Source organism: Moellerella wisconsensis (assembly GCF_022592395.1).
In the GTDB taxonomy this organism is placed as follows: Bacteria; Pseudomonadota; Gammaproteobacteria; order Enterobacterales; family Enterobacteriaceae; genus Moellerella; species Moellerella wisconsensis.
In genome coordinates this window covers 2,077,133-2,100,947 of record NZ_CP093242.1, presented here as the reverse complement: position 1 = coordinate 2,100,947, position 23,815 = coordinate 2,077,133, and the positions used below count along the sequence as shown (strand labels likewise).

At 39.2% G+C, this 23,815-nt stretch carries 18 protein-coding genes and 4 pseudogenes; 11 read left to right on the top strand and 11 right to left on the bottom strand.

Translation table 11 applies throughout. The features are described 5' to 3' along the window. Window positions 1-125: 125 nt before the first annotated feature. Window positions 126-1,367 (top strand): peptidase T, encoded by a 1,242-nt coding sequence (gene pepT / locus MNY66_RS09300; RefSeq protein WP_047256929.1) that lies wholly within the window; start codon window positions 126-128, stop codon window positions 1,365-1,367. Window positions 1,368-2,018: 651 nt separating this feature from the next. On the opposite strand, the gene MNY66_RS09295 is transcribed toward pepT, so the two are convergent. The 8 genes from MNY66_RS09295 to rluE form a co-directional block, all read right to left on the bottom strand. Next, window positions 2,019-3,143 (bottom strand): ribosomal protein uL16 3-hydroxylase, encoded by a 1,125-nt coding sequence (locus tag MNY66_RS09295; protein WP_047256928.1) that lies wholly within the window; start codon window positions 3,141-3,143, stop codon window positions 2,019-2,021. Window positions 3,144-3,233: 90 nt separating this feature from the next. Beyond that, window positions 3,234-4,694 carry a two-component system sensor histidine kinase PhoQ gene (gene phoQ / locus MNY66_RS09290; protein WP_047256927.1) on the bottom strand — a complete coding sequence of 487 codons (1,461 nt, stop codon included), beginning with the start codon at window positions 4,692-4,694 and terminating at the stop codon, window positions 3,234-3,236. Between the two features lies 1 nt (window position 4,695). After that, the gene (phoP, locus tag MNY66_RS09285) at window positions 4,696-5,370 is read right to left on the bottom strand and encodes a two-component system response regulator PhoP (RefSeq protein ID WP_241500722.1); all 675 of its coding nucleotides are present in this window, start codon (window positions 5,368-5,370) and stop codon (window positions 4,696-4,698) included. 278 nt (window positions 5,371-5,648) lie between these two features. Next, window positions 5,649-7,019 carry an adenylosuccinate lyase gene (gene purB / locus MNY66_RS09280; RefSeq protein WP_047256925.1) on the bottom strand — a complete coding sequence of 457 codons (1,371 nt, stop codon included), beginning with the start codon at window positions 7,017-7,019 and terminating at the stop codon, window positions 5,649-5,651. A 19-nt stretch (window positions 7,020-7,038) separates the two neighbouring features. After that, window positions 7,039-7,668: a high frequency lysogenization protein HflD gene (hflD, locus tag MNY66_RS09275; RefSeq protein WP_047256924.1), complete on the bottom strand. Its 630-nt coding sequence runs from the start codon at window positions 7,666-7,668 to the stop codon at window positions 7,039-7,041. Between the two features lie 2 nt (window positions 7,669-7,670). Then, complete coding sequence (gene mnmA, locus MNY66_RS09270) at window positions 7,671-8,774, bottom strand: tRNA 2-thiouridine(34) synthase MnmA (protein ID WP_241501881.1); 1,104 nt, start codon at window positions 8,772-8,774, stop codon at window positions 7,671-7,673. A gap of 111 nt (window positions 8,775-8,885) precedes the next feature. Next, window positions 8,886-9,341: an NUDIX domain-containing protein gene (locus tag MNY66_RS09265; RefSeq protein WP_047256922.1), complete on the bottom strand. Its 456-nt coding sequence runs from the start codon at window positions 9,339-9,341 to the stop codon at window positions 8,886-8,888. After that, window positions 9,334-10,017 (bottom strand): 23S rRNA pseudouridine(2457) synthase RluE, encoded by a 684-nt coding sequence (gene rluE, locus MNY66_RS09260; protein ID WP_047256921.1) that lies wholly within the window; start codon window positions 10,015-10,017, stop codon window positions 9,334-9,336. Before rluE ends, MNY66_RS09265 begins: the two co-directional genes overlap by 8 nt. Window positions 10,018-11,474: 1,457 nt before the next feature. Between rluE and icd the strand changes: the two genes are divergently transcribed. Beyond that, window positions 11,475-12,728, top strand: coding sequence for an NADP-dependent isocitrate dehydrogenase (icd, locus tag MNY66_RS09255; RefSeq protein WP_241500721.1), 1,254 nt, complete (start codon window positions 11,475-11,477; stop codon window positions 12,726-12,728). 119 nt (window positions 12,729-12,847) lie between these two features. On the opposite strand, the pseudogene MNY66_RS09250 reads toward icd, so the two are convergent. Then, window positions 12,848-13,330: pseudogene (locus MNY66_RS09250) on the bottom strand (tyrosine-type recombinase/integrase); the annotation flags it as partial. Between the two features lie 65 nt (window positions 13,331-13,395). Here MNY66_RS09250 and MNY66_RS09245 point away from each other — a divergent pair. The 9 genes and pseudogenes from MNY66_RS09245 (at window position 13,396) to MNY66_RS09205 (ending at window position 22,650) form a co-directional block, all read left to right on the top strand. Then, window positions 13,396-14,546, top strand: a pseudogene (locus tag MNY66_RS09245) (IS3 family transposase). 208 nt (window positions 14,547-14,754) lie between these two features. Further along, window positions 14,755-14,901, top strand: a complete 147-nt coding sequence (locus tag MNY66_RS09240; protein ID WP_241500720.1) for a hypothetical protein — start codon at window positions 14,755-14,757, stop codon at window positions 14,899-14,901. Window positions 14,902-15,849: 948 nt separating this feature from the next. After that, window positions 15,850-16,104, top strand: coding sequence for a helix-turn-helix domain-containing protein (locus MNY66_RS09235; RefSeq protein WP_052956365.1), 255 nt, complete (start codon window positions 15,850-15,852; stop codon window positions 16,102-16,104). 228 nt (window positions 16,105-16,332) lie between these two features. Then, window positions 16,333-16,902, top strand: coding sequence for a type 1 fimbrial major subunit FimA (gene fimA, locus MNY66_RS09230; RefSeq protein ID WP_047255407.1), 570 nt, complete (start codon window positions 16,333-16,335; stop codon window positions 16,900-16,902). Window positions 16,903-16,976: 74 nt separating this feature from the next. Continuing rightward, window positions 16,977-17,516 carry a fimbrial protein gene (locus MNY66_RS09225; RefSeq protein WP_047255406.1) on the top strand — a complete coding sequence of 180 codons (540 nt, stop codon included), beginning with the start codon at window positions 16,977-16,979 and terminating at the stop codon, window positions 17,514-17,516. A 119-nt stretch (window positions 17,517-17,635) separates the two neighbouring features. Continuing rightward, window positions 17,636-18,319 carry a fimbria/pilus periplasmic chaperone gene (locus MNY66_RS09220; RefSeq protein WP_047255412.1) on the top strand — a complete coding sequence of 228 codons (684 nt, stop codon included), beginning with the start codon at window positions 17,636-17,638 and terminating at the stop codon, window positions 18,317-18,319. Between the two features lie 29 nt (window positions 18,320-18,348). Further along, window positions 18,349-21,000, top strand: coding sequence for a fimbrial biogenesis usher protein (locus MNY66_RS09215; protein ID WP_241500719.1), 2,652 nt, complete (start codon window positions 18,349-18,351; stop codon window positions 20,998-21,000). An 86-nt stretch (window positions 21,001-21,086) separates the two neighbouring features. Continuing rightward, window positions 21,087-22,085 (top strand): fimbrial protein, encoded by a 999-nt coding sequence (locus MNY66_RS09210; RefSeq protein ID WP_241500718.1) that lies wholly within the window; start codon window positions 21,087-21,089, stop codon window positions 22,083-22,085. Window positions 22,086-22,104: 19 nt separating this feature from the next. Continuing rightward, entirely contained in the window at window positions 22,105-22,650 is a 546-nt protein-coding gene (locus MNY66_RS09205) for a fimbrial protein (RefSeq protein ID WP_241500717.1), read from the top strand. Between the two features lie 318 nt (window positions 22,651-22,968). Here the strand turns inward: MNY66_RS09205 and MNY66_RS09200 are convergent. Both MNY66_RS09200 and MNY66_RS09195 read right to left on the bottom strand, forming a co-directional pair. Then, window positions 22,969-23,058 (bottom strand): annotated as a pseudogene (locus MNY66_RS09200) (IS5/IS1182 family transposase); the annotation flags it as partial. A 63-nt stretch (window positions 23,059-23,121) separates the two neighbouring features. After that, a pseudogene (locus tag MNY66_RS09195) lies at window positions 23,122-23,639 on the bottom strand (integrase core domain-containing protein); the annotation flags it as partial. Between the last annotated feature and the right edge of the window lie 176 nt (window positions 23,640-23,815).

Below are 23,815 nucleotides of genomic sequence, written 5' to 3'. Positions count from 1 at the left end.
TTTCTGCTAATTCACCTCATTTCGCCATTTTTTGTCACCTTTCGCTACAAATCTGATTTGACGCAATATCTGATAATAGACTTTCCCCATAATAGGTGAAGATAAAAATATTAAGGGGAAGGAGAATGGATAGATTATTGGAACGTTTCTTTGATTATGTATCATTTGATACACAATCAAAACCTTCCGCAAAAACAGTACCGAGCAGTAACGGTCAGCTTAAGTTAGCTCGGGCATTGGTCAATGAATTAACCGAGTTAGGTTTTGCGGATGTTACATTATCAGAACATGGCTGTGTAATGGCAACATTACCGGCTAATACTGATTGGCCAGTCCCAATTATTGGTTTTATTTCCCATTTAGATACCTCGCCAGATATGTCGGGAAAAAATGTCAAACCACAAATTTTAGAAGATTATCGTGGCGGTGATATCGCGTTAGGTATTGGGGATGAAGTCCTTTCGCCAGTAATGTTCCCCGTCTTGCACCAAATGATTGGTAAGACATTGATAACCACTGATGGTAAAACATTGCTTGGCGCAGACGATAAAGCCGGTATCGCTGAAATTATTACCGCAATGTTACGGTTAAAACATCAAAATATTCCTCACGGAAAAATTCGTATTGCTTTTACCCCAGATGAAGAGATTGGGCGGGGAGCACATCATATAGATCTAAAAACTTTCGATGCAAAATGGGCTTATACGGTAGATGGTGGAGGCGTCGGTGAATTACAGTATGAAAACTTTAATGCGGCCAATGTCACGATAAAAATTGTCGGGAATAACGCGCATCCGGGCAGTGCTAAAGGCGTGATGGTAAATGCATTATCATTAGCGACACGTATTCATAGTGAGCTACCTCCAGAGGAAACTCCTGAAAATACTGAGGGCTATCAAGGTTTTTATCATTTGAATTGCATTAAGGGGACGGTAGAAAAAGCCGAGATGCATTATATTATTCGCGATTTTGATACTTCTGGCTTTGAAGATCGTAAACGTAATATGATCCGTATCGCAGAAAAGGTAGGTAAAGGACTGCATCCTAGTTGCTATATTGAACTCACTATCGATGACTCTTATTACAATATGCATAAGGCCGTGATGAAATCACCTTATGTGGTTGATATTGCACGTCAAGCGATGGAGGATTGCAATATTACGCCAATTATTGAGCCAATCCGTGGGGGGACCGATGGAGCGCAGCTTTCATATCGGGGCTTACCTTGCCCAAATATATTTACTGGGGGATATAATTTCCATAGTAAACATGAATTTATTTCTCTAGAAGGCATGGAACAGGCGGTAAGTGTCATTATGCGGATTGCCGAATTAACTGCATTGAGTGCCAAAAAATTGATTAAATAACTCTTGATCTATTTTCCCTTTTTATTAACCCAGCCACTGGAATAAATTTGTGGCTGGGTTTTTTATGGCATCGGCTCGCTTAAGTCGTATCAGCGTGTTAAACATAAAGCTATCTGCTTTGTGTTGTGGGTTGCTCGAATTCAAGAGTAATACCAAGAAAATACCTTTCCGTTACTATATGGAAGTTCAATATAGAAGGTCAAGATAATAGAGGTAATATAACGAAGGGAAGGTATTTATGAGGCATTAAAAACAAAAAGCGTAGCGCATACAAAATAGCCGTGTAAATTTCGTATCGTATTTTCGCTGAAATGCTGAAATAGAAATGTATAATGATTTTATAATCGTATTCTTTTAAGCGTAAGTGAGATTTACGAGATATTGATAAGTCTTCCAGCCAAGTTAAGTCTTTCAAATTTTATCGGTTATTTAAACGGCAAACGTTGCTTAATAATATTTGAAAGGCATAGGAATATAAAATATAAATATTAGCAATAGAAAACCACCCAATAGACGGGTGGTTATATTTTAAATTATCTATTATTCAATAAGCTATCTATTATTCAATAAGCTATCTATTATTCAACAAGCTATCTATTATTCAATAAGCTATCTGCTTAATAGATTTATAGCTGAACTCATCGCTAGCAATTAATCATCAAAATACCAGTAGCCATTATTGACAAGCTCGGTGAGCAGGGCAATAAAATTAACATCATCAATGGCATCACCCAGTAATTCGGCGGTAACCGCTTGGTGACGGCATAAGCTGTCTGCGGCGTGGCAGCACTCGGTAGTTAATTGTTCACCATTCACAAAGAAATGATCACCAACGCGTAGGGCACGTAATCCATTGAGGCGATACAGTGTTTCTTGCTGTGATTTCAGCAGCTCATACACTTCTTCTGGTTTATATTCCGGTTCTGGCGGTGCGATATCCAGCTCATGGCGTGATTGAGAGATAAACGTCCCTAACCATTTTCGGAATATTTCAGGTTCACTAATCAGCGACTCCATCATTTCGCGCAGTTTAATTTGCTCGCCTTGTAAAATTTCAGCCGGATTATCACGGAATGAAAGGTCTGGGTCGCTATAACGATAGCTACCTAACTCATTGGCAATTAAATAATCAGCAAAACTGCTTAGTAACTCGCGTGAATTAGGGGCTCTAAATCCAACGGAGTAGTTGAGCGAAGGTTCAATTGCATAGCCTTCATGTGGGAATCCAGGCGGAATATACAGGATATCACCGGGTTCCATTTCTTCATCAATGATGGCGTCAAATGGCTGGACTTGCAATAAGTCAGGATGTGGACAATGTTGTTTCATTGGGACTTTTTCGCCAACGCGCCATTGTCTACGGCCTGCACCTTGAATAATAAACACATCATATTGATCTAAATGAGGGCCGACGCCACCGCCAGGCACTGAATAGGAGACCATCAAGTCATCCATACGCCAGTCTGATAAAACTCTGAACGGTTTCATTAGTGCCGCAGAAGGATGATGCCAATGATCAACAGCTTGAACTAAGATTGACCAGTTTTCTTCGCCAAGATGGTCATAACTTTCAAATGGACCATGTGAAACTTGCCAGTTACCAGCTTTATTACTAACAAGGCGGCTATCTACTTCTTCTTCCATCGCCAGCCCTGCAAGTTCATCAGGTGAGAGCGGATCAATAAAATTAGAGAACCCATTTTTAATTAATAGGGGGCGTTTTTGCCAATGGCTGTCGAGGAACGATTGCCAGTCAAGATTGAGTTTATAATCCATCTTTCTGTCCTGAGTTAATGGTATCTACAGCTATAGTATACCCGAATATTGGCGATAAACAGGAACATAAAGTTCTTTCGTGATCTGCGGTTAATTATCATCAATCACCGATTGTTGACGAAAAATAACCACTAACTGTGCGCCGCCCAATGGGCTATCATTAATTTGTATTTCACCATCATATTGGTCAATAATTTCCGAGGCGATGGAAAGCCCTAGGCCTTGACCGGGGCGCATGGTATCAATACGCTGACCTCGCATAAAAATAACATCACGCTTGCTCTCTGGTACGCCGGGACCATCATCGTCAACAATAATCGCCAAACTGTCATTATTGACACTGGCGGTGACCTCGACAAATTCTAAACAATATTTGCAGGCATTCTCTAAAATATTGCCCATCACCTCCATAAAATCATTGGGCTGGCCTAACCAAGTGATTTCTGGGGAGATATCTAAAGTAATTACTACACCTTTACGCTGATACACTTTATGTAGCGCGCTGATTAAACTATCGAGTAAAACCGATACTGAGGTTAACTCACGTAGCATCATATTGTCATCGCTACTGCGCATGGTTGCGCGATGCAGATAATAGCCGATTTGCTGCGATATACGGCTAATTTGCTCAATCATGATCGGTTCTGCTTGCTCGATAGTCATCTGTTTACCCGAGCGTAGTGAACGGAGTGTAGACTGCAAAACAGCTAGAGGGGTTTTCAAACTGTGGGTTAAATCAGACAAAGTAGTACGATATTTACTGTTACGTTTGCGTTCATTACTCAACAGAGCATTTAAATTGCGCACTAATCCTCGTAGCTCTGCCGGGGGATTTTCATCCAGAGTTTCTCTTTCACCTTTTTCTAAGCTACTTATTTGAGTAATCAATAATTTAATTGGCCGTAAACTCCAATAAGCAGCAAGCCAAAGCAAAGGGATCACTAAAATAAGATTAGCTAATAACACATACCCAAACCATTCCCAAACTAAGTCTGTTTTTTGTAAATCTTGGGGGAGAGGGTCAATAACCACAATTTTTAAGGCGGGTAAATGATCTGTTTTAGCATATTGATTTACGGAGAGCGAGTGGATTAAAGGCTCATCATCTTCGTCTAGTTGATCAAGCTGTTGGCGATAATTCGGCGAATCTTTTAATAATTCGCGAGTGATAGATAAATCGGTCTCTAGCTCATGTAATCCCTCATTAGCGAGCCATTTTTTTGAGATCATATTTTCAACAGCAGGCAACTGACGCTGACGCCAAATAATCTGATCGTTATTATTATAAATGATCACTAAAGAGGGAGTATTTAAGGTGAAATTAGGAGGGACACGGATATCTAACCGGTTATTGCTCCATTGTGCCAAGCTGTAAAATAGATTACTTTGGCTCCGCAGCAAAGTGTAGTTAGTTTTATCAAAGCTGACTAAATAGCCTAATATCGCGACCACGCCATAAGATAGCGTGAGCGATAAGATTACGGCGGCGGTGGCTAGCAGAAATCGTGCACGTAATGAGAGTGGTTTTAAGCTGAATTTCTTGATGCCCATGTTAGATATTCACATCGAAGCGATAGCCTTGCCCTCTGACTGTAATAATCACTTCATCAGGGTAACATTGCTGAATTTTTTTACGTAATCGGCCCATTAATACATCGATAGTATGGCTTTCTCGTAATTCAGCATCTGGATAGAGTTGTCGCATCAATGAATCTTTGCTTACCACTTTGCGATTATTACGCATAAGCGTTTCTATAATGGTGTATTCAAAGGCAGTTAATTTGATGCTTTGCCCTGCAACAGAGAATTCTTTTCTTGATAAATCAATGACAAATGAGCCAATCTCTAGTACTTGAGAAGCTAATCCGCTATTACGTCTCATCAGTGCTTGCATTCGTGCTACTATCTCTTCTAATTGAAATGGCTTGGTGACATAGTCATCTGCACCACTGTTTAAAGCAGCCACTTTTTCTTGCCAGCTTTCTCGAGCTGTGAGCACTAATACGGGTAATTTCACCTGATTGGCACGCCAACGGCGTAGCATAGATAGTCCATCTTCGCCGGGTAGCCCAAGATCAACAATGGCGATATCTGGCTGACTTTCGAGCAAAAAATAATCGGCTTCTTTTGCATCCTCTGCGGCATCAACTTGATGACCAAATTCTTTCAGTTGTACGGTTAAATGATGGCGAAGTAGTGAATTATCTTCGACGATTAAAATACGCATCTAAACCCTCGTTATTTGGCAAGGAATGTGACTAATTAAAAATATTAGCTATCAATAGTAGATTGAATAGTTACGTTTAGGAAGGGCAATTTTACTGTAGAAATACTTAATAAATGATTAACGATAAGTAGATAAAATACTGGATAGCCAATTATTGGCAGATAATATGAGTAGATAGGGCAAATGAAAAATAAAATGCAGGTAATTGATGGGAATTTGTATGATTACCTGCATGGTTTATGGCCGCAGCTATTTTAATAGCTACGGCGATTAAATACTTATTTTAATTGATCAATAAAAGTGACCGCGTAACCGATGTAGTTAGCCGGCGTCAGTGCTTTTAAGCGATCTTTTTCTGCTTCAGGTAGCTCAAGACCATCAATAAAGGTTTGCATACCTTCGGCCGTTACGCGTTTACCACGGGTCAACTCTTTGAGTTTTTCATAAGGTTTTTCAATGCCATAGCGACGCATAACAGTTTGAATTGGCTCTGCAAGTACTTCCCAGTTATGATCTAACTCTTCACGCAGATGTGCTTCATTCACTTCTAGTTTGTTCAATCCTTTCATAGTGGATTGATAAGCAATCAACGCATAGCCAATACCCACGCCCAAGTTACGTAGAACGGTGGAGTCAGTCAGGTCGCGCTGCCAGCGTGAAACAGGCAATTTAGATGCTAAGTGGCCTAATACAGCATTTGATAACCCTAAGTTACCTTCTGAGTTCTCAAAATCAATAGGATTAACTTTGTGTGGCATGGTTGAAGAACCGATTTCACCGGCGATAGTTTTTTGCTTAAAGTGATTCAGTGCCACATAGCCCCAGATATCACGGTCAAAATCGAGCAAGATGGTATTGAATCGTGCGACACAATCAAATAACTCAGCAATGTAGTCGTGCGGTTCAATTTGAGTGGTGAACGGGTTCCAAGTGATACCCAAAGAAGTAACAAAAGATTCGCTGAACTGGTGCCAGTTAACTTCTGGGTAGGCGACAATGTGTGCATTATAGTTACCGACGGCACCATTGATTTTACCGAGAATTTCAACTTGACCCAGTTGGCGGTATTGACGCTCCATACGGTAAGCAACATTGGCAAATTCTTTGCCCACCGTCGATGGTGTCGCTGGTTGCCCATGAGTTCGGGATAACAACGGTAGATCACGGTATTGATGTGCCATGGCCGTGATTTTATCAATCAGCTGACGCCATTGGGGTAACAGAACCTCTTCACGTGCAGTATTTAACATCAGCGCATGAGACAGGTTATTGATATCTTCTGAGGTACAAGCAAAGTGAATGAATTCAGATACTGCATGCAGCGCTGGAATATCTGCCACTTTTTCTTTTAGGAAGTACTCAACCGCTTTAACATCATGGTTGGTTGTGCGCTCAATATCTTTGATACGCTGTGCATCTTGTTCACTGAAGTTCGCGACAATTGCATCTAAGTAAGCGTTTGCGTCCGCATCAAATGAGGGAACTTCATTAATTTCAGGGGTTGCTGCTAATTTTTGTAGCCAGCGGACTTCAACTTGAACGCGAAATTTCAGTAAACCAAACTCGCTAAAAATACCGCGTAGCACGCTAACTTTGTCGCCGTAACGACCATCAACCGGTGAAACAGCGGTCAGAGAGGATAATTCCATGGGGAGCAACTCCAGTTCTTTATTCACAGTGGGACAAAATTTCTTTCGCCTGATGAGTCAGACGGCTTCGGGAAAACATCAATTGTAGACGACTACCGCCGACTTGCTGCCAGAGAACGGCACTGCGGATACCGGCTAACAGCACCGCGCGGACCTTAGCTTGAACTAACGAGTTCTTTAAAATATCCGGCGAGCCAGTGACTTGAATTCGGGGGCCGAGCGGACTAACAACATCCACGTAAATACCGGCTAAGCCATTAAATACCCCTTCGGACATCGGTTCAAAATAGTTACGTTGACGCTCAAACTGTTCAATTTTCTGGCCCAAGGTTGCAAACGCGTTCTGATCTTTATTTAATCGACGTTCTAACACCATTAGGCTCAGCATGTAGCGAGTCATCTCCGCGGATAACCCACTATTGGTCCCATTAAACATCCCTAGCAGCGCCTCTAATCCGGTTTTTAGATTAGCCGGATCATTGCCAAATACATCTAACGTAGAAGATGGATTCATATTAGTGATGCTATTGATCATGACTTCTAGATCGTTAGTGCGGCATTGACCCTCATGAGCCAATTGCTGCACAATACGCCCGGCTTGGCAGATACCTGCCATCGCCAGTGTTATATCATAAAAGTTCTTTGCCACGATTACTCCTGAATACGCGCTTCAATAATACCGCCGCCCAGACAAACTTCATCAATATAGAATACCGCAGATTGACCAGGCGTTACGGCAGCAACAGGGAAGTCAAAGGTGACTTCAATTTTATCATCGCCTAATGGAGTGACTGTACAGGGAATATCGGCTTGACGATAACGCGTTTTCACCGTGCAGCGTAAAGACTCGGTTAAGTTATTTCTATCTACCCAGTGTAATTGCTGAGCAATCAACCCAGTCGACATTAATCTTGGGTGCTCATGACCTTGGGCAACAATCAGAATATTGTTCGCGACGTCTTTATCTACCACATACCATGGATCTTCAGAGCCATCTTTGGTACCGCCAATTCCCAATCCTTTGCGTTGCCCTAATGTATGATACATCAGGCCACTATGTTGACCGATAGTTTCACCGTCAACGGTGACAATAGGACCCGGTTGGGCAGGTAAATAGCGCCCTAAGAAATCACGAAATTTGCGTTCACCGATAAAGCAAATCCCAGTAGAGTCTTTCTTTTTCGCGGTGACTAAACCAATTTCTTCTGCAATACGGCGAACCTCAGGTTTTTCTAATTCACCGATAGGGAATAAGCTACGATCGACTTGCTCATGGCTTAATGTGTATAAAAAGTAACTTTGGTCTTTATTACCATCTAAACCGCGCAATAATTGGCTTTTGCCATTAACATCTCGGCGGCGGACATAATGCCCAGTTGCGATATAATCTGCGCCTAAATCTTCTGCGGCAAATTCTAAAAACGCTTTAAATTTTATTTCTTTATTGCACAGAATATCAGGATTAGGTGTACGGCCAGCTTTGTATTCAGCTAAAAAAAGTTCAAATACATTGTCCCAGTATTCGGCAGCAAAGTTAATGGTAAAAAGCTCGATACCGAGTTTGTCGCATACTGCTTGCGCATCAGCAAGGTCAGTTGCTGCAGAGCAGTACTCTTGGTCGTCATCTTCTTCCCAGTTCTTCATGAATAGACCAGCGACCTGATACCCTTGTTGCTTGAGTAAATAGGCAGAAACCGATGAATCCACACCCCCGGACATTCCGACGATGACTTTAATTTGGCTGTTATCTAACATGGCGTTACTTGACATGAAAATAGTCTCACTGGGGGAAAAAACAAGCCCAATACTTTACCATGACGCACCCTTGTTAGACTATACCAAAGGTGCATATTTGTATTTTTGGTTCTATATTTGTGCAAAGTTATCGCCAAAAACAGAAATAACCTCTAATGGCAGAGGATTATTTTGTAAAAAACAATGGATACTTTCTGCCACCAACGGTGAACGCAAGCAGTCACTGGTTAGAATACGCTCGGCGGATACCCAATGACAGCAACTGATATCACTATCTTGAGGTGTCGTTGGGCAAATATCATCTAGCTCAAGTGCGAAGAGAAAGCGAATAAACGGTGTGTTATCCGGAGCTATCCACTGATGGATCCGCAGTAATTGCTGAGGCCGGGCACGGATCCCCGTTTCTTCAAATAGCTCTCTTTCAGCGGCAGCAATAACGCTTTCATCAGCCTCTAAATGACCCGCGGGTTGGTTCCACGTAGGTTTACCATTAATCCACTCTTCAACCACTAGAAATTGTGCTTTAGCATGAACAACGGTAGCGACAGTCACATGGGGTTTAAACACTTTGGATCTCCTTCCATTTACCGATAGCAATATTCTCAAGCGTATATTCGCCAACTTGATAACGAATTAAACGTAATGTCGGGAAACCAATATGAGCGGTCATACGTCTAACTTGACGATTACGTCCTTCATACAAGGTAATTTTTAACCAACTGGTCGGAATAAGCTTACGCTCGCGGATAGGCGGATTGCGCTGCCATAACCATTCAGGTTGTTCGACAATTTCAATACCTGCAGGGCGTGTTGGCCCATCATTTAAAATTAATCCTTGGCGAAATTTAGCTAATGCGGCTTCATCAGGTATCCCTTCGACTTGGGCAAAATAGATTTTTGCGACTTTACTTTTGGGCTGAGTTAATTGTGCTTGAAGTTTGCCATCATTAGTTAAAATTAATAAACCTTCACTGTCTCTATCTAAACGACCTGCGGCGTAGACACCAGAATAAGAAATATAGTTTTTTAAGGTTGTGCGTCCTTGATCATCGGTAAATTGAGGTAATACATCAAATGGTTTATTAAAAATGATCAGTTTACGCGGACCTTCAAGTTTGGGTTTTTGCTCACGGGCGGGGTGTTGATTAGATGAACTTTGTTTAGACGCGGATTTATGAGTTGATTTGCTGCTAAATTTACGGGGGTGTTTATTATTTTTTGTAATGCGTTTAGGTGTGGTCATGTCCGCTCATTAATTAGAATTTATAGGGAGTGTGTTATTACTGCTTTATCAATCATTGATTTGCCTGGGATTATTATATGCACTATACGGATATGGACTATACACAAATTACATATAGAAACGATATTCGTACGTATGATTCGTAGGTATTTGGCACGAATGCTGCGAGTTTCCCAGAAATGCTGCTTAGAAGCTAACAATTGTATTTTAGTTTTAGGCTAAGGTACAGGCAGAAAATTTCAATAAAAAACAGTAGCGAGTTAAATGTATTAAACACGGTGTATTACCGTATATTGTCACGTGAGATAGGGTTAAACATCTTCTTTTTATTACAAAAATTTTACATTAATAGTCAAATATAGTGCTCATTAAAGGTCATTGATACCCGATTAAAAGAACAAAACTAATTGTTATTAGGAGCTTAATCCGATTATATATTTTGTTGTTTTTTGGGGGAAAGTTTTATGCTTGAACAGTATATTTTGGACTTAGATTAAACAGCCACTGTCTTTACAGCCGCTATCTTTAATTCTATGTTAGTACAGTTAATCAAGATAAAAATATAATAATCATTAACAATGAAATATTATAAATATTATGTGTTATTCTCAGCTATTATTTTGGATTGATATGATAGTTAGTATTTAATGATAAAGTGATAATTAAGCGTGTGGTTAGTTTAATGAAATTTCCGATTTGATATTTTTGGTTTTAATCATTTAATAAAGCCATTAGATTTTCAGCGTTGTGGGCATATTTTACTGTTGATGTTTATTTATCCTATTGTTTCAATTAATTTTTATTGATTTATAACTTATAAACTTGTGTAATAAAAGACCTTATTTAAAAATTTCATCACTATCCGTTTGTTTTAATAGAGATTGCATAAAAATTATTGATGAAAAATAATTATTCAAATAACATTATAAGCACCATTTTAATCATAAAAACCATCAGAATAATTAATAACTCATTATTGTACTCGCTTTGAATCTTAGACAAAAAATGTCAATGATTGACAAATGTAACCGTTATCATCTAATTTAAAGATGAAAGGTGAATATTAAATGATTTAATCGTTTGTTAATCTTTGATTCTGTGAGCGCAATAAAATTTTTAAATTGCATTGTTAGATAAGATAAAAATCTCATTAAAATAATTATTTCTTGTAGTTAAGTGCGCTAAATTATCGTGATTTATCTGGCTGTATTGGTATAAATGTTTATTTATCAATAATACAAGTGAGAATTTTAATTGTTAGGAGTTTTGTAATATATTGATTTAAGGGTAATTATACTGACACTTATCCAGAACTCGCCCGAGACTCGACGGCATAAATTAGCCGTATGCCATGAGATACTGTACTAACCATTGGCGTTCGGGAAAGATTCAAGTAATATCGACAGGTATCTTACAAAAAATTAACAAGAAAAATGCTGACTTGAAAGGAGAGGTTAATGGAAAGCAAAGTAGTAGTTCCGGCACAAGGCGCTAAAATCACCATCGATGCTAAAGGTAAACTCATCGTTCCAAACAACCCCATCATTCCTTATATTGAAGGGGACGGTATCGGTATCGATGTAACCCCTGCAATGCTGAAAGTGGTTGATGCATCTGTTGAAAAAGCCTACAAAGGTGAGCGTAAAATTTCCTGGATGGAAGTTTATACCGGCGAAAAATCTACTCAAGTATATGGTAAAGATGTATGGTTACCTGAAGAAACTCTCGATTTAATCCGTGAATATCGTGTTTCTATTAAAGGTCCTCTCACAACGCCTGTTGGCGGTGGTATCCGTTCTTTAAACGTTGCCCTGCGTCAGCAACTTGATCTCTACATTTGTTTACGTCCTGTTCGCTATTACACTGGAACACCAAGCCCAGTAAAAAAACCTGAACTGACTGACATGGTTATTTTCCGTGAAAACTCGGAAGATATCTATGCAGGTATCGAATGGAAAGCGGGCTCTGCTGAAGCAGATAAAGTCATTAAATTCTTAAAAGACGAAATGGGTGTAACCAAAATCCGTTTCCCTGAAAACTGTGGTATCGGTATTAAACCGTGCTCAGAAGAAGGAACTAAACGCTTAGTTCGTGCTGCAATTCAATATGCGATTGATAACGACCGTGATTCAGTTACGCTGGTTCACAAAGGTAATATCATGAAATTCACCGAAGGTGCTTTCAAAGACTGGGGTTATCAACTGGCTCAAGAAGAGTTCGGTGGAGAACTTATTGATGGTGGCCCTTGGATGAAAATCAAAAATCCAACTACGGGTAAAGAAATTATTGTTAAAGATGTCATCGCAGATGCATTCTTACAACAAATTCTACTGCGCCCTGCGGAATACGATGTTATCGCCTGTATGAATCTGAACGGTGACTATATTTCTGATGCTCTGGCGGCACAAGTCGGTGGTATCGGTATCGCACCTGGTGCTAATATTGGTTCAGAATGCGCTTTATTCGAAGCAACGCATGGTACCGCACCTAAATATGCAGGTCAGGATAAAGTTAACCCAGGCTCAATCATTCTGTCCGCAGAAATGATGTTGCGCCACATGGGATGGACAGAAGCCGCTGACCTAATCGTTAAGGGAATGGAAGGTGCTATCGAAGCTAAGACAGTTACTTATGACTTCGAACGTCAATTAGAAGGCGCTAAATTACTGAAATGTAGCGAATTCGGCGACGCAATCATCAAACACATGTAATTAATTAGCATGTGAGATTAATAACGGGAGCCTAAAAACTCCCGTTTTATTTTGTCTAGAAAAATTCTTCTGCAAAACTCCTGCAAAACTCTTCTGCAAAACGGGCTACAAAATATTCGTTATTTTATGGCTAAAATCTGCCAATTTTTCCCTCGGTCATCATGATATTTATCGGTCATCGCTTGGCTCTTATGTCCTAATAAAGTTTTGGTATCGATGCCTTGCTCTCTATATAACCTTTCTGATAAAGAACGCTGTTCATGGAATGAGGCAGGTGTTCCTTCTCCCCAGTCAATATCAGTTTTATTCCGCGCTTTCTTAAAATTAGTAGTTAGAGTATTAGCGGTAACTTGTGCTCCACGATCTGCTTGTGAAGTTGTATGAAAATAATGAATTAAATATGGGCTTACAACACGGTCACGACATCGAGAAACAATATCACGCAATGATATATTTAATGCTTCAGATCTTAATGCCAGTGGAATAGCCAATTTAGTGCCAGTTTTTTCTTGAGTAACGTGCAAGTGGTCATCCCAAATATCGCTAAATTTCATTGCTGAAATATCACCAAGTCGTTGCCCAGTAATTACAGCTAATAGCATCTGATCTGCTTTAATCAAACAGGACACTTTAATAATGGAATATAATCCAATTATTGAGGTGTTAAATGAAAAAACGAACAAACAGATTTTATACTACTGAGTTTAAGCAAGAAGCGGTCGCATTAGTCACCGAACAAGGTTATAGCGTGCCAAAAGCGGCAGCTTCATTAGGGATCACCGATAAATTACTTTATAACTGGAAAGCAAAATTCGGCGCTGAACAATCCGGTAGCAGCTTGAATGCCGATGAGAGAGCTGAGCTATTAAGGCTTCGAAAAGAAAATAAAGAACTTAGGATGGAGAAAGAGATCCTAAAAAAAGCCAGCGCCCTCCTGCTAAAGGAAACCAAGTAGCGTTTAAAACGATTAAGCAATTATCTTCACAGTTTCCCGTGCTGAAGCTCTGCAAGTTAATGAAAATAAGTCGTTCTGCCTACTATGCTTGGCTTAAACGCCCAGCAAAATTGATCACCGCAGAACAACTTAGCCTGTACCGCAGAGCCAAAGCTATCTTTGAACAGAGTCGAAATAGCTTAGGTCATAGAACGTTACGTAAACGGTTATGCAAAGAGGGCTTTAGCGTGAGTGCTTATGGCGTTCAAAAGCTAATGGCTCAGCTTGGTCTAGCCGTTATTCCACGTATGGCTTATAAAGTCACAACCAAACGTAAACACAGAGATGCCGTAGCTGATAATTTGCTAAATCAAAATTTTAATCCTCATGCGGCTAACGAAGTTTGGGCGGCCAATGTGACCTATTTAAAAACAGGCGAAGGCTGGATGTATTTAGCCATCGTGATGGACTTATATTCTCGCCGTATTGTGGGTTGGCACATCGATAAACGAATGACGACAGATTTAGTCAGTAAAGCCTTGATGAAAGCGTATAACTTACGCCAGCCCGCTAAGGGCTTAGTCTTTCATAGTGATAGGGGATCACAATATACGAGTCAGCGCTATCGTCACTTACTGACAAGTTATGGTATTTGAGCCAGTATGGGCGATGTCGGAGCCTGTTGGGATAACGCCGTTGTTGAACGATTTTTTGGTAGCTTAAAGCACGATTGGGTACTGAAAATCCTACAGCCGACTCAGAAACAGATGAAAGAAGATGTTATCGCGTATATGCGCTACTACCACCTAGAAAGGCTTCATACTGCCAACGGTGATCTGCCCCCCATTGAGTATGAACAAAATTCCTTAAGAAAAGTGTCCTGATTTAGTTGCGCAGAACATCCTTGTCTCTTTCTAACATTATGGATGTTAGAAATACGCTGATAGATAGGACTATTGCACCGACTGATGCGAAGGATACATAAAATATTTTCATCTAATAATGAGCTCAATTTAAACAAATGCAAAATTAATTCGAATTTCACATAAATAAGCTAATTAACTGCAAATATCAACAGATACGTGAGGTTAAATGCTTAAACATGAATTAGGTCAGGTGGTGCAAGTTACAATCAGTGGTGAAGAAGGTCATATTAAAGGCCGCGCTGAGTATCAAAATGACGCCAATCAGTATTATGTTCATTATCTATCAACTGATGGTCGTGTGTTGGGGAAATAGGCACTTTATATCGACTTTGCTCATCAATAACCTCTCTGTAAATGATTATATCTTACAAATTACTCTCCAGGTTAAATACATGGGTGATTAATCCTATCTTTAGAGAATAAAACTTCTATTAATATCTGTCATTATTTGTGTGTTTACAAAAATGTCGAAATTTGAATCTCTCACAAAAAATTATATTTTTATTGAAATGATTTTGTGATTTTTAAAATGGTATATCAGTTCTATTTTTATAGGGGGCGGGATGACTATTCTTATATGGATGGTCTTTTATGGTGTTTATCTTACGGGTTCACTTTTGAATATTTTAATTGAATTAATGTGTTTTTTAAAATCTCTATATTTAGAAGTGATTAGTGGAATTAAAATTATATTCCTATAGGTAAGTTCTGAATTCTTTAATTTAAATAAAGTTAAATTTAAATATTTTATGGGGGAATTTATTGGAAAACATAAAATAATTTAAAAATTCATTCTGAGTACTTTTAAGAATATATATTTAAAATATTAAGTTATAAATGATTAAAATCAAGCATAAAAGTATGAGGGGGTGAGAAATAAACTCGAAATAAGTTATTTATCTGATTTTTTTAGATTATAAAGATGATTGGCTTATGTTTATAAATAATAGAATGTAGATTGAGTTTGTTTTTTTATTTTACTTATAATTCAATAACTTACGTATATTTTAATTGGTTTTAGCGATCGCACTTTAACTATTAATAGGTTTTAGCTATCATGACTATTGATATCGATCGTGATAACCTATTTTACTTAGATTAAATAGAGGTTTATATTATATCGAAATACACATGTGGTGTATTTTACCTATGGTGTAATTAATAAGATTAACTACTTCCTTATGAGCCATTATTTTAATTGAGTCTAATAAAGTCAGTATTCTTATTTATTAGTCATATATTTTAAAATGGGGGATATTTGGTGACATCTAAAGCCTCAGTAGCAGGATATTTAGGTTCGGAATTAAAAATTCATCGAAAATCTTTGGGAATTTCAGGGAAAGAGTTGGCTTGCAGGCTTAATGTAAGTCAGCAGCAAATATCTCGTTATGAAAGAGGTGCTAATTCACTTAATTTTGATATGCTTTTCCTTTATTTTCAAGCTTTGGAAATGACCGGTTATGAAATTGAATCTGTTTTTAATGGGTTAATTTTTAATTATTACCAGTCTCAGTGAGACTATTATTTTTAATAAAACTTGCATTGAAAATATAGTTTATTTTAATTTCAAATGAAATTTTGGAATGGTGTTTAATTGCTCGCGTTTAGTTTGCGAACAATTAATGGTTATATTAAGGAGAATTGACATGGATGTTTCTATTATTAGTTCAGGGTTTCATCGATGATAATTTATCCTGAATAGTTTTATTTAGTTTTATTTAGTTTTATTAAGGAAAAGTTAATTATGCTTATTCAAAAGCGCGTATTTCAATCTGCTTTTGCAGTTTCATTATTTTCTATAAGTGTATTCGCGTCTGCGGCTAGCCAAACAGCGATTGTTCCAGGAGGAACCGTTCATTTTACTGGGCAAATCGTCAATGCAGCATGTGCAGTAAGTGCTGATTCCACAAACCAAACGGTGAATATGGGGCAATATCGCACGGCATTTTTTACTGCCGTAGGGGTTCGCTCAAATGCAGTGCCGTTTACGATTAAGCTGGAAGACTGTGATACGAAGGTTTCTGAGACAGCAAAAACCTCTTTTAGAGGTAATTCTAACCAAGTTGATAACACATTATTAACTGTTAGTAATGTCGGTGGTGGAGCCGCGGGTGCTGCTTCAGGTGTAGGTATTGAAATTTCAGATAGTAGCGGTACGGTGCTGAAACCTGATGGCTCTGTATTCTCCACACCACAAAAATTGAATGATGGTGCCAACACATTGCATTTTACTGCGCGCTATAAATCCATTAGCAATAAAGTTACGCCTGGCGCGGCAGATGCTGATGCGACATTTACTATGCAATACAACTAAAGTTTAAAGAGATTCATGTTGGTTGATGTAATCATGGCTCCAGTAGCCGGAGCCATTTTTTACTGGGGAGCGATATGTGGAAATGGAGAGTGTTCTCATTTATTTTGAGCAGTAGCATACTCCCTTTTGCGGGGGCTAGTTATCATGTCATCATTGATGGCGGAGCGTTACATTTGCGAGGAGCTTTAGTAGCCCCAGCCTGTACTGTGGCTACCGGGAGCCGTTCTCAGGTAGTGGATATGGGGCAAGTTCGTAGTAATCAATTTAATGGAACCGGGAGTGATGCTTTACCCGTTTCTTTTTTTATACGATTGACAGATTGTACGACAGTCGCGAGTAGAAATGTTGGAATTACATTTTGGGGGCAGAGCGATCATGTTGATCCTCATATTTTACAAATTACATCTCGTATGAATGCCGCTCAAGGAGTTGGGATCGCATTATTTACCGCAGAAGGGGAACCTATCCACCCTAATACAATGTTGCCTGCTGTACATACTTTACATGATGGAGATAATCGCTTGCAGTTTATTGCTAAATATCGAGCGACTAAGCCTGAAGTGATCGGAGGTATTGCAGAAGCTACTGCTTGGTTTTCATTAACATACCCATGATATTGCATACTTATAGCTAGATTCATTTTTTGTACTTTTGTATTTTTGTAGCCGGTGAGGACTGTATGTTGAAGCAACAGCGTTATTTCTTTTCTTTTTTTCAAGTAAGTGTCTTACAAATGAGGGTTTGGTTAGGGCTACTATGTTGGGGGATGTTTTTTCTTTCTCATACAGCACAAGCAGGTGGTATAGCATTAGGAGCTACACGTGTTATTTATCCTCTTGATAGTAAACAAACAGCTTTAGCGATTACCAATAGTGACGATAAAAATCGTTTTTTAATCCAATCATGGATGGAAAATGAACAAGGTCAAAAAACTACTGATTTTGTGTTAACGCCACCACTCTTTGTGAGTAAGCCAGCAAGTGAAAATACGTTACGAATTATTTTTAGTGGGAAAGAACTTCCTCAAGATAGAGAGAGCTTATATTGGTTAAACAGTAAGTCTATTCCTGCCGTGGATAGTGAAGTTGTGAAGGCGGGGAATGTATTGCAAATTGCTGTTTTATCAAGAATTAAGTTATTTGTCCGCCCTTCAGGTTTACCCATGCCGTCTGTAGATGCGCCAAAACAATTACATTTTTCGCGTCAAGGTACAGATTTACTAATTAAAAATTCATCCCCGTATTATGTGACTCTAGTAGATTTTAAATATGGAATGACCCCTTTAGACAGCACTATGATTGCTCCTAAATCGCAAATGATAGTGAAACTCCCAGTTAGTGTAGCGGGCATTATTTCGTATCAAACAATTGATGACTATGGTGCCAGTTCACCTGTAGTTACCGCAAAAATTAATTAATTGAGAATTGGTGCAAGGATACGGTTACTATGCATTCGAATAGTCAGTCACATTCAAAAAAAACAGAACATTGGAAGCTTGCGTACCATATTCTCTTCCGCCCCTTGCCTTATTTATTGATTTTTAGTGGGTTGATATTAACGGTAGATGGACAAGCCGCAGAATTTTTTAACCCTGCATTATTGTCTGGTGAGCCTGGCGCTGTTGCTGATTTATCCCGTTTTGAAAATGGGGAAGGACAAGCGCCTGGTACTTATCGGGTAGATATTTACCTTAATCGTTTCTTTGTAGGAACCCAAGATGTAAATTTTGAGGTAGCTCCTGTGGGGCAAAAAGGAAATGATAGTGGGCTACAACCTTGTTTTACTCGACATTGGTTAGAACAACATGGCGTTAATATCGCAGTGGTTCCAGGACTTGAATCGGTAGGCGATGATGCGTGTATTAACGTTATAGATGTGATTCCACAGGCTCAAACAGAGTTTGATTTTGAGCGTCAAACGCTAGTTGTATCTATTCCTCAAGCTATGCTGAAGAACAATTATCGAGGGTATATTCCGCCAGAACAATGGGATGAAGGGATCCTTGCTGGTTTATTAAATTATCGATTTTCGGGAAGCCACAGTAAAAACACACGAAGTAATATTAATAATACTAATTATTTTTTAAATGTAATCAGTGGGTTGAATTTTGGGGGATGGCGTGTACGTAATGAAGGTACATGGAACCACATTAAAACCAAAGGGCAAACAGAACAGCATTGGAATAATATTCGTACGTACGTTCAGCGGGCTATAGTTCCTCTAAAAAGTATCTTAATCTTAGGTGATAATTTTACAGATAGTGACATTTTTGACAGTGTTGGATTTAGAGGTGCTCGTTTATCATCCGATGACAATATGTTACCAGATAGTTTACGGGGATTTGCTCCTACCATTCGAGGGATAGCAAACAGCAATGCCCAAGTGACTATTGAACAAAATGGATATGTGATTTATCAAACATATGTACCACCCGGCGCATTTGAAATTCAAGATTTATATCCAACCTCAAATAGTGGGGATTTGAAAGTCATAGTAAAAGAGGCTGATGGAACAAGCAACGAATTTGCGGTGCCATATTCTGCGGTACCTTTATTGCAACGAGAAGGGCGGTTGAAGTATGCCATTACTGCGGGTGAGTATCGCTCAGGATCTCCTACACAGGAAAAACCACGCTTTGCACAAGCAACGATGTTATTAGGTTTAAAAGCGAATTGGACAGTTTATCAGGGAATTCAGATTGCAGAGAATTATCAAGCTTTTTCACTTGGTGTGGGGAAAAACCTAGGTAAATTCGGGGCGTTTTCTGTAGATATTACTCACTCAAATAGCCAGCTGCCCGATGGTAGTCGGCCTGACGGACAGTCGCTAAGATTTTTATATGCGAAGTCATTAAACGAGATGGGGACTAATTTTCAACTGCTTGGGTATCGCTATTCAACGAAGGGATTTTACTCATTTGCAGAAACAGCTTATACCCGCATGAAAGGGTATAGGTTGAAAACACAGGATGGTCCTGTAGAGATGTCTCCAGAGATTTTAGATTATCATAATTTGTATTACACCAAGAAAGGCCGTTTACAAGCAAATATTAGTCAGCAGTTGGGGGATTTGGGATCGGTGTATGTGATGGGTAGTTACCAGACGTATTGGAATTCCAGCGAGGCGGATCAATTATTACAGGTTGGATATAACGGTAACTGGGATGGTATTAATTTCAACATGAATGCTTCTGTAAACAAAAATCCAGGCATGAGTGAACGAGATAAGCGAGTTGCGATATCAGTATCTTTGCCATTGAATCGATGGATAAATGGTGGAGGAAAATCACAGGATATAACCTACAGCGGTAACTCGGCATATGCAACCTATACAGCGACTTACGACCAAGATCATAAAGTATCCCAACAAGCTGGGGTGAGTGGAACATTGTTAGCAGACAATAATTTGAACTATAACGTTCAGCAGGGATATGTAACTAAAGGCGAAGGTGCTTCGGGAAATGCATCACTGGATTACCGTGGTGGTTATGGAAATGCGAGTGTGGGATATGGTTATGGTAAGCATTGGCAGCAAGTCAATTATGGTGCCAGTGGAGGCGCAGTGGTACATGGTGATGGGATAACATTAAGCCAGCCATTAAGTAAAACTAACGTGTTGGTTAAAGCGCCTGGTGCAACGGGAGTCAGTGTGGAAAATGCAACTGGGGTAAAAACAGACTGGCGTGGATATGCTGTCGTACCGTATGCGACAGCATACCGAGAAAATCGGGTCGGGCTCAATACGAATACCTTGGGAGAAGATATGGATGTAGACGGCGCAGTGAGTCAAGTTGTGCCAACTGAGGGGGCTATTGTACGAGCGGAGTTTACTACACGCATCGGTCAGCGAGCGTTATTAACTTTGCGGCAAAGTAATGGGCAAGCTGTGCCCTTTGGGGCAATGGTTAACGGTGAGCATCAAGGCATGACAGGTATCGTCGGTGATGATGGTCAGGTATTTTTATCGGGATTAGCACCATCAGGGGAGTTAACTGTAATTTGGGGAAGCGGAAGCCATCAAAAGTGTCAAGTTAGCTATCAATTACCAAATCAAAAGACAAATACAGGATTAACGTCAGCAATAGCACAGTGCGGATAAAGTTAAATGAATTGATTTAAGTTAATTAAGATTGTTCTGGTTTGTTTTTATTGGCGTAAGTAATGATCAAATACAGGTATTAAAATATGGCAATAAAAAAGGTGATGGGAATTGCAGTAGGATTAAGTCTTTTGCTTAGCAGCACAGGAGCACACGCTGTTTTCTGCCTAGAAGGTTGCAACCAAGTGGTGAACCAAAACTTTAATCATAATCTAAGCGCAACAGAAAATCAGGTAGGTAGGTCTTTTACCAGTAATCAGGTAATTGGTGGCCTAAGAACATTATATTGGGAGCAACCTGACCTAAGAGCGCAGTGGGGAGCGTATGTAGGGGAGAGTGTTCCTTCTGCAGGCACGGTGCCAAACGATTGGGTTTATCAAAAAATTGATGATTATATTTCTATTGGATTAAGAGCGTCTAATTACAGATACTTTCCATATAATAAATTTACGGTTTTCGAGTCGACTGGTGCGCCTGCGATGGGCATTGGTATATCTAGCTCAGTTACACAACCAGTTTATCAGTCTCGATTGAGAATTGACAAAAAAATAGTCTCGGGGACGTATACAAAAAATATTTTTTTAGCTGAAGTTGGTCTTTGTGAGCCGTACGGGTGCCGAAGTAAGGAAGTCGTGCTCACTCGAATTTATGCTAATTTAAATATTACAGTGCCTCAATCTTGTGTTCTTAATGCAGGGCAGATTGTGACTATTGATTTTGGCCCGGTATCTTCTGGAGCCTTTCAGTCGGCAGGCGCTCCTGCACAAGGGACTTCTCCGGTAACGCGTAATGTGAGTGTTCAGTGCGATAATATCCAAGCAGGAGCTGCCTTAACAATGCGATTGCAGGCGAATAAAACGTCGGGTAGTGCCATTGTTTCCAATAATCCAGATGTTGGTTTTACTGTGATGGATACTACAGGTAAGACATTAATTCCTAATAACCTAGGGAGTTTTATCCCATTTTTACTCAGCGGTAGTCGAGCTAATGTGGAGATTCGGGTTCAACCTGTAAGCATCACAGGAAAAAGGCCAAAAGAAGGCCCAGTTACCTCTGAAGCATATTTGCGGATAGATTTCCCTTAATTATCGGAGGAGGATAATTGTGCGGTCAAAACACATTAATACTGGCTTGGTGGTGTATTTTTTATTAATACTCAGTGCTTTTAGCACACCGGTTTTAGCTGATTTAGGCGTAATTAACTTACGAATTAATGCTACGATTGTGTTGAATACCTGTCGAGTGAGCACTCAATCTATTAATCAAACTGTTAATTTAGGTACTTGGGCTTCTCGCCAATTTTATGCAGGGCCCACTGCGGTGACCGCAGCAGTTCCTTTTGCTATTCTGTTGGAGGACTGTGGTGCCGCAGCTAAACAGGCTAAGGTCCGTTTTTCTGGAATAAAAGACAGTAAAAATAATGCATTATTTGCACTTAATGCGAATAGCACAGCCTACAATGTTGCTGTTGAACTTCTGGATAGCAAAATGCGTAGAATTCATCCAGATTTGCATAGTATGCCTTATAATTTAACACCCAATGCGCAGCACGTGACGTTGCAGTTTTATGCTAGGTATATGGCGACAGAACGTCCTGTTCGAGCAGGAAGTGCTAATGCTGAAGCCACATTTGAAATGATATATGACTAAGCAGTGACTGTTTTAGATATGAATATATGAGTGAACGAAATACTGCCTTAGGCTAATATTCGATATCTTATATTAATAAATTCGTTTATGCGTATACATTTAATAAAAAGAATGAGAAAGGCACGATGAAATATTATCTTGATATATGGATTGATATATTCGCATGTCATCATGTTTATCGATAGGGTTGTAAGTATATACCAGATGGTTTTCAACGATTGTATTGGAGACAATTTTTCTATTCTGTTGCGGTTATCAAAATAGCTAATCAGTGGAATTATAAAAATTCATTGGATTGCGATTGGTGTTGTTCTGAATGTGCTTTGGCTTATTATAAATATGTCCTGTTAGGTACATAATTCTTGAGAGTAATTTCCAACTATCATCTGTTAACATAAGTTTCAGCATTTGGAGACGTTATTTTTATTTTTGGCGAAACCGTTATAACAGCTTAATTTTATCCACTTTCCATTAATTGAGATAGATAAAATTAGAGTTTTCTAATTGTTTACGATAGGTCTCCGGTAGGAGGTGATTTAGACTTTCATGCGTTCGTTTCTGGTTATAATTTTGCTGATAAAACCAAACCATTTCATAAGGTTGACTTAATGACTCAAATAAATACGCATTTAAAAATTCACTGCGGAACGAGCCATTAAAACGTTCTAGCACTTTAATGATAGGTTCTGTTGGCAACGAGGTATCGACTTTAATTGCCAAGTACTCATGAATTCTTTTATTAATGATATTCAATATTCTGAATCGCTTACCACAATATAAACTGCTACGCATAAAATCCAATGCCCATTAAATATTCGGCGTATTTTCGACGATTAACAGCTTTTTTCACGTGTTGGTAGAACTTTTTTGCCACGATGCTTTAGATTTAACCCTAAGCGGTAATAAATACGATAAATTCGTTTATGATTAAAGGGATAGCCTTGAACTCGCAATCGAAAATAGCATTTACAAAACCCTGATTGTGGTGATTAAGCTAAAATAGGCTGAATAGCAGCGACAGGTGAAATGAGATGGAAGGGGAAACTAATCACGGAAGTAAAGTAGTACACAACCAATGTAACTAATGCGGTAGATTTGCTATTTAAACAGTATAATTAACAAGCCTCAGGTTAATTATTATATAGTTATTGTTTAAATCCAACCT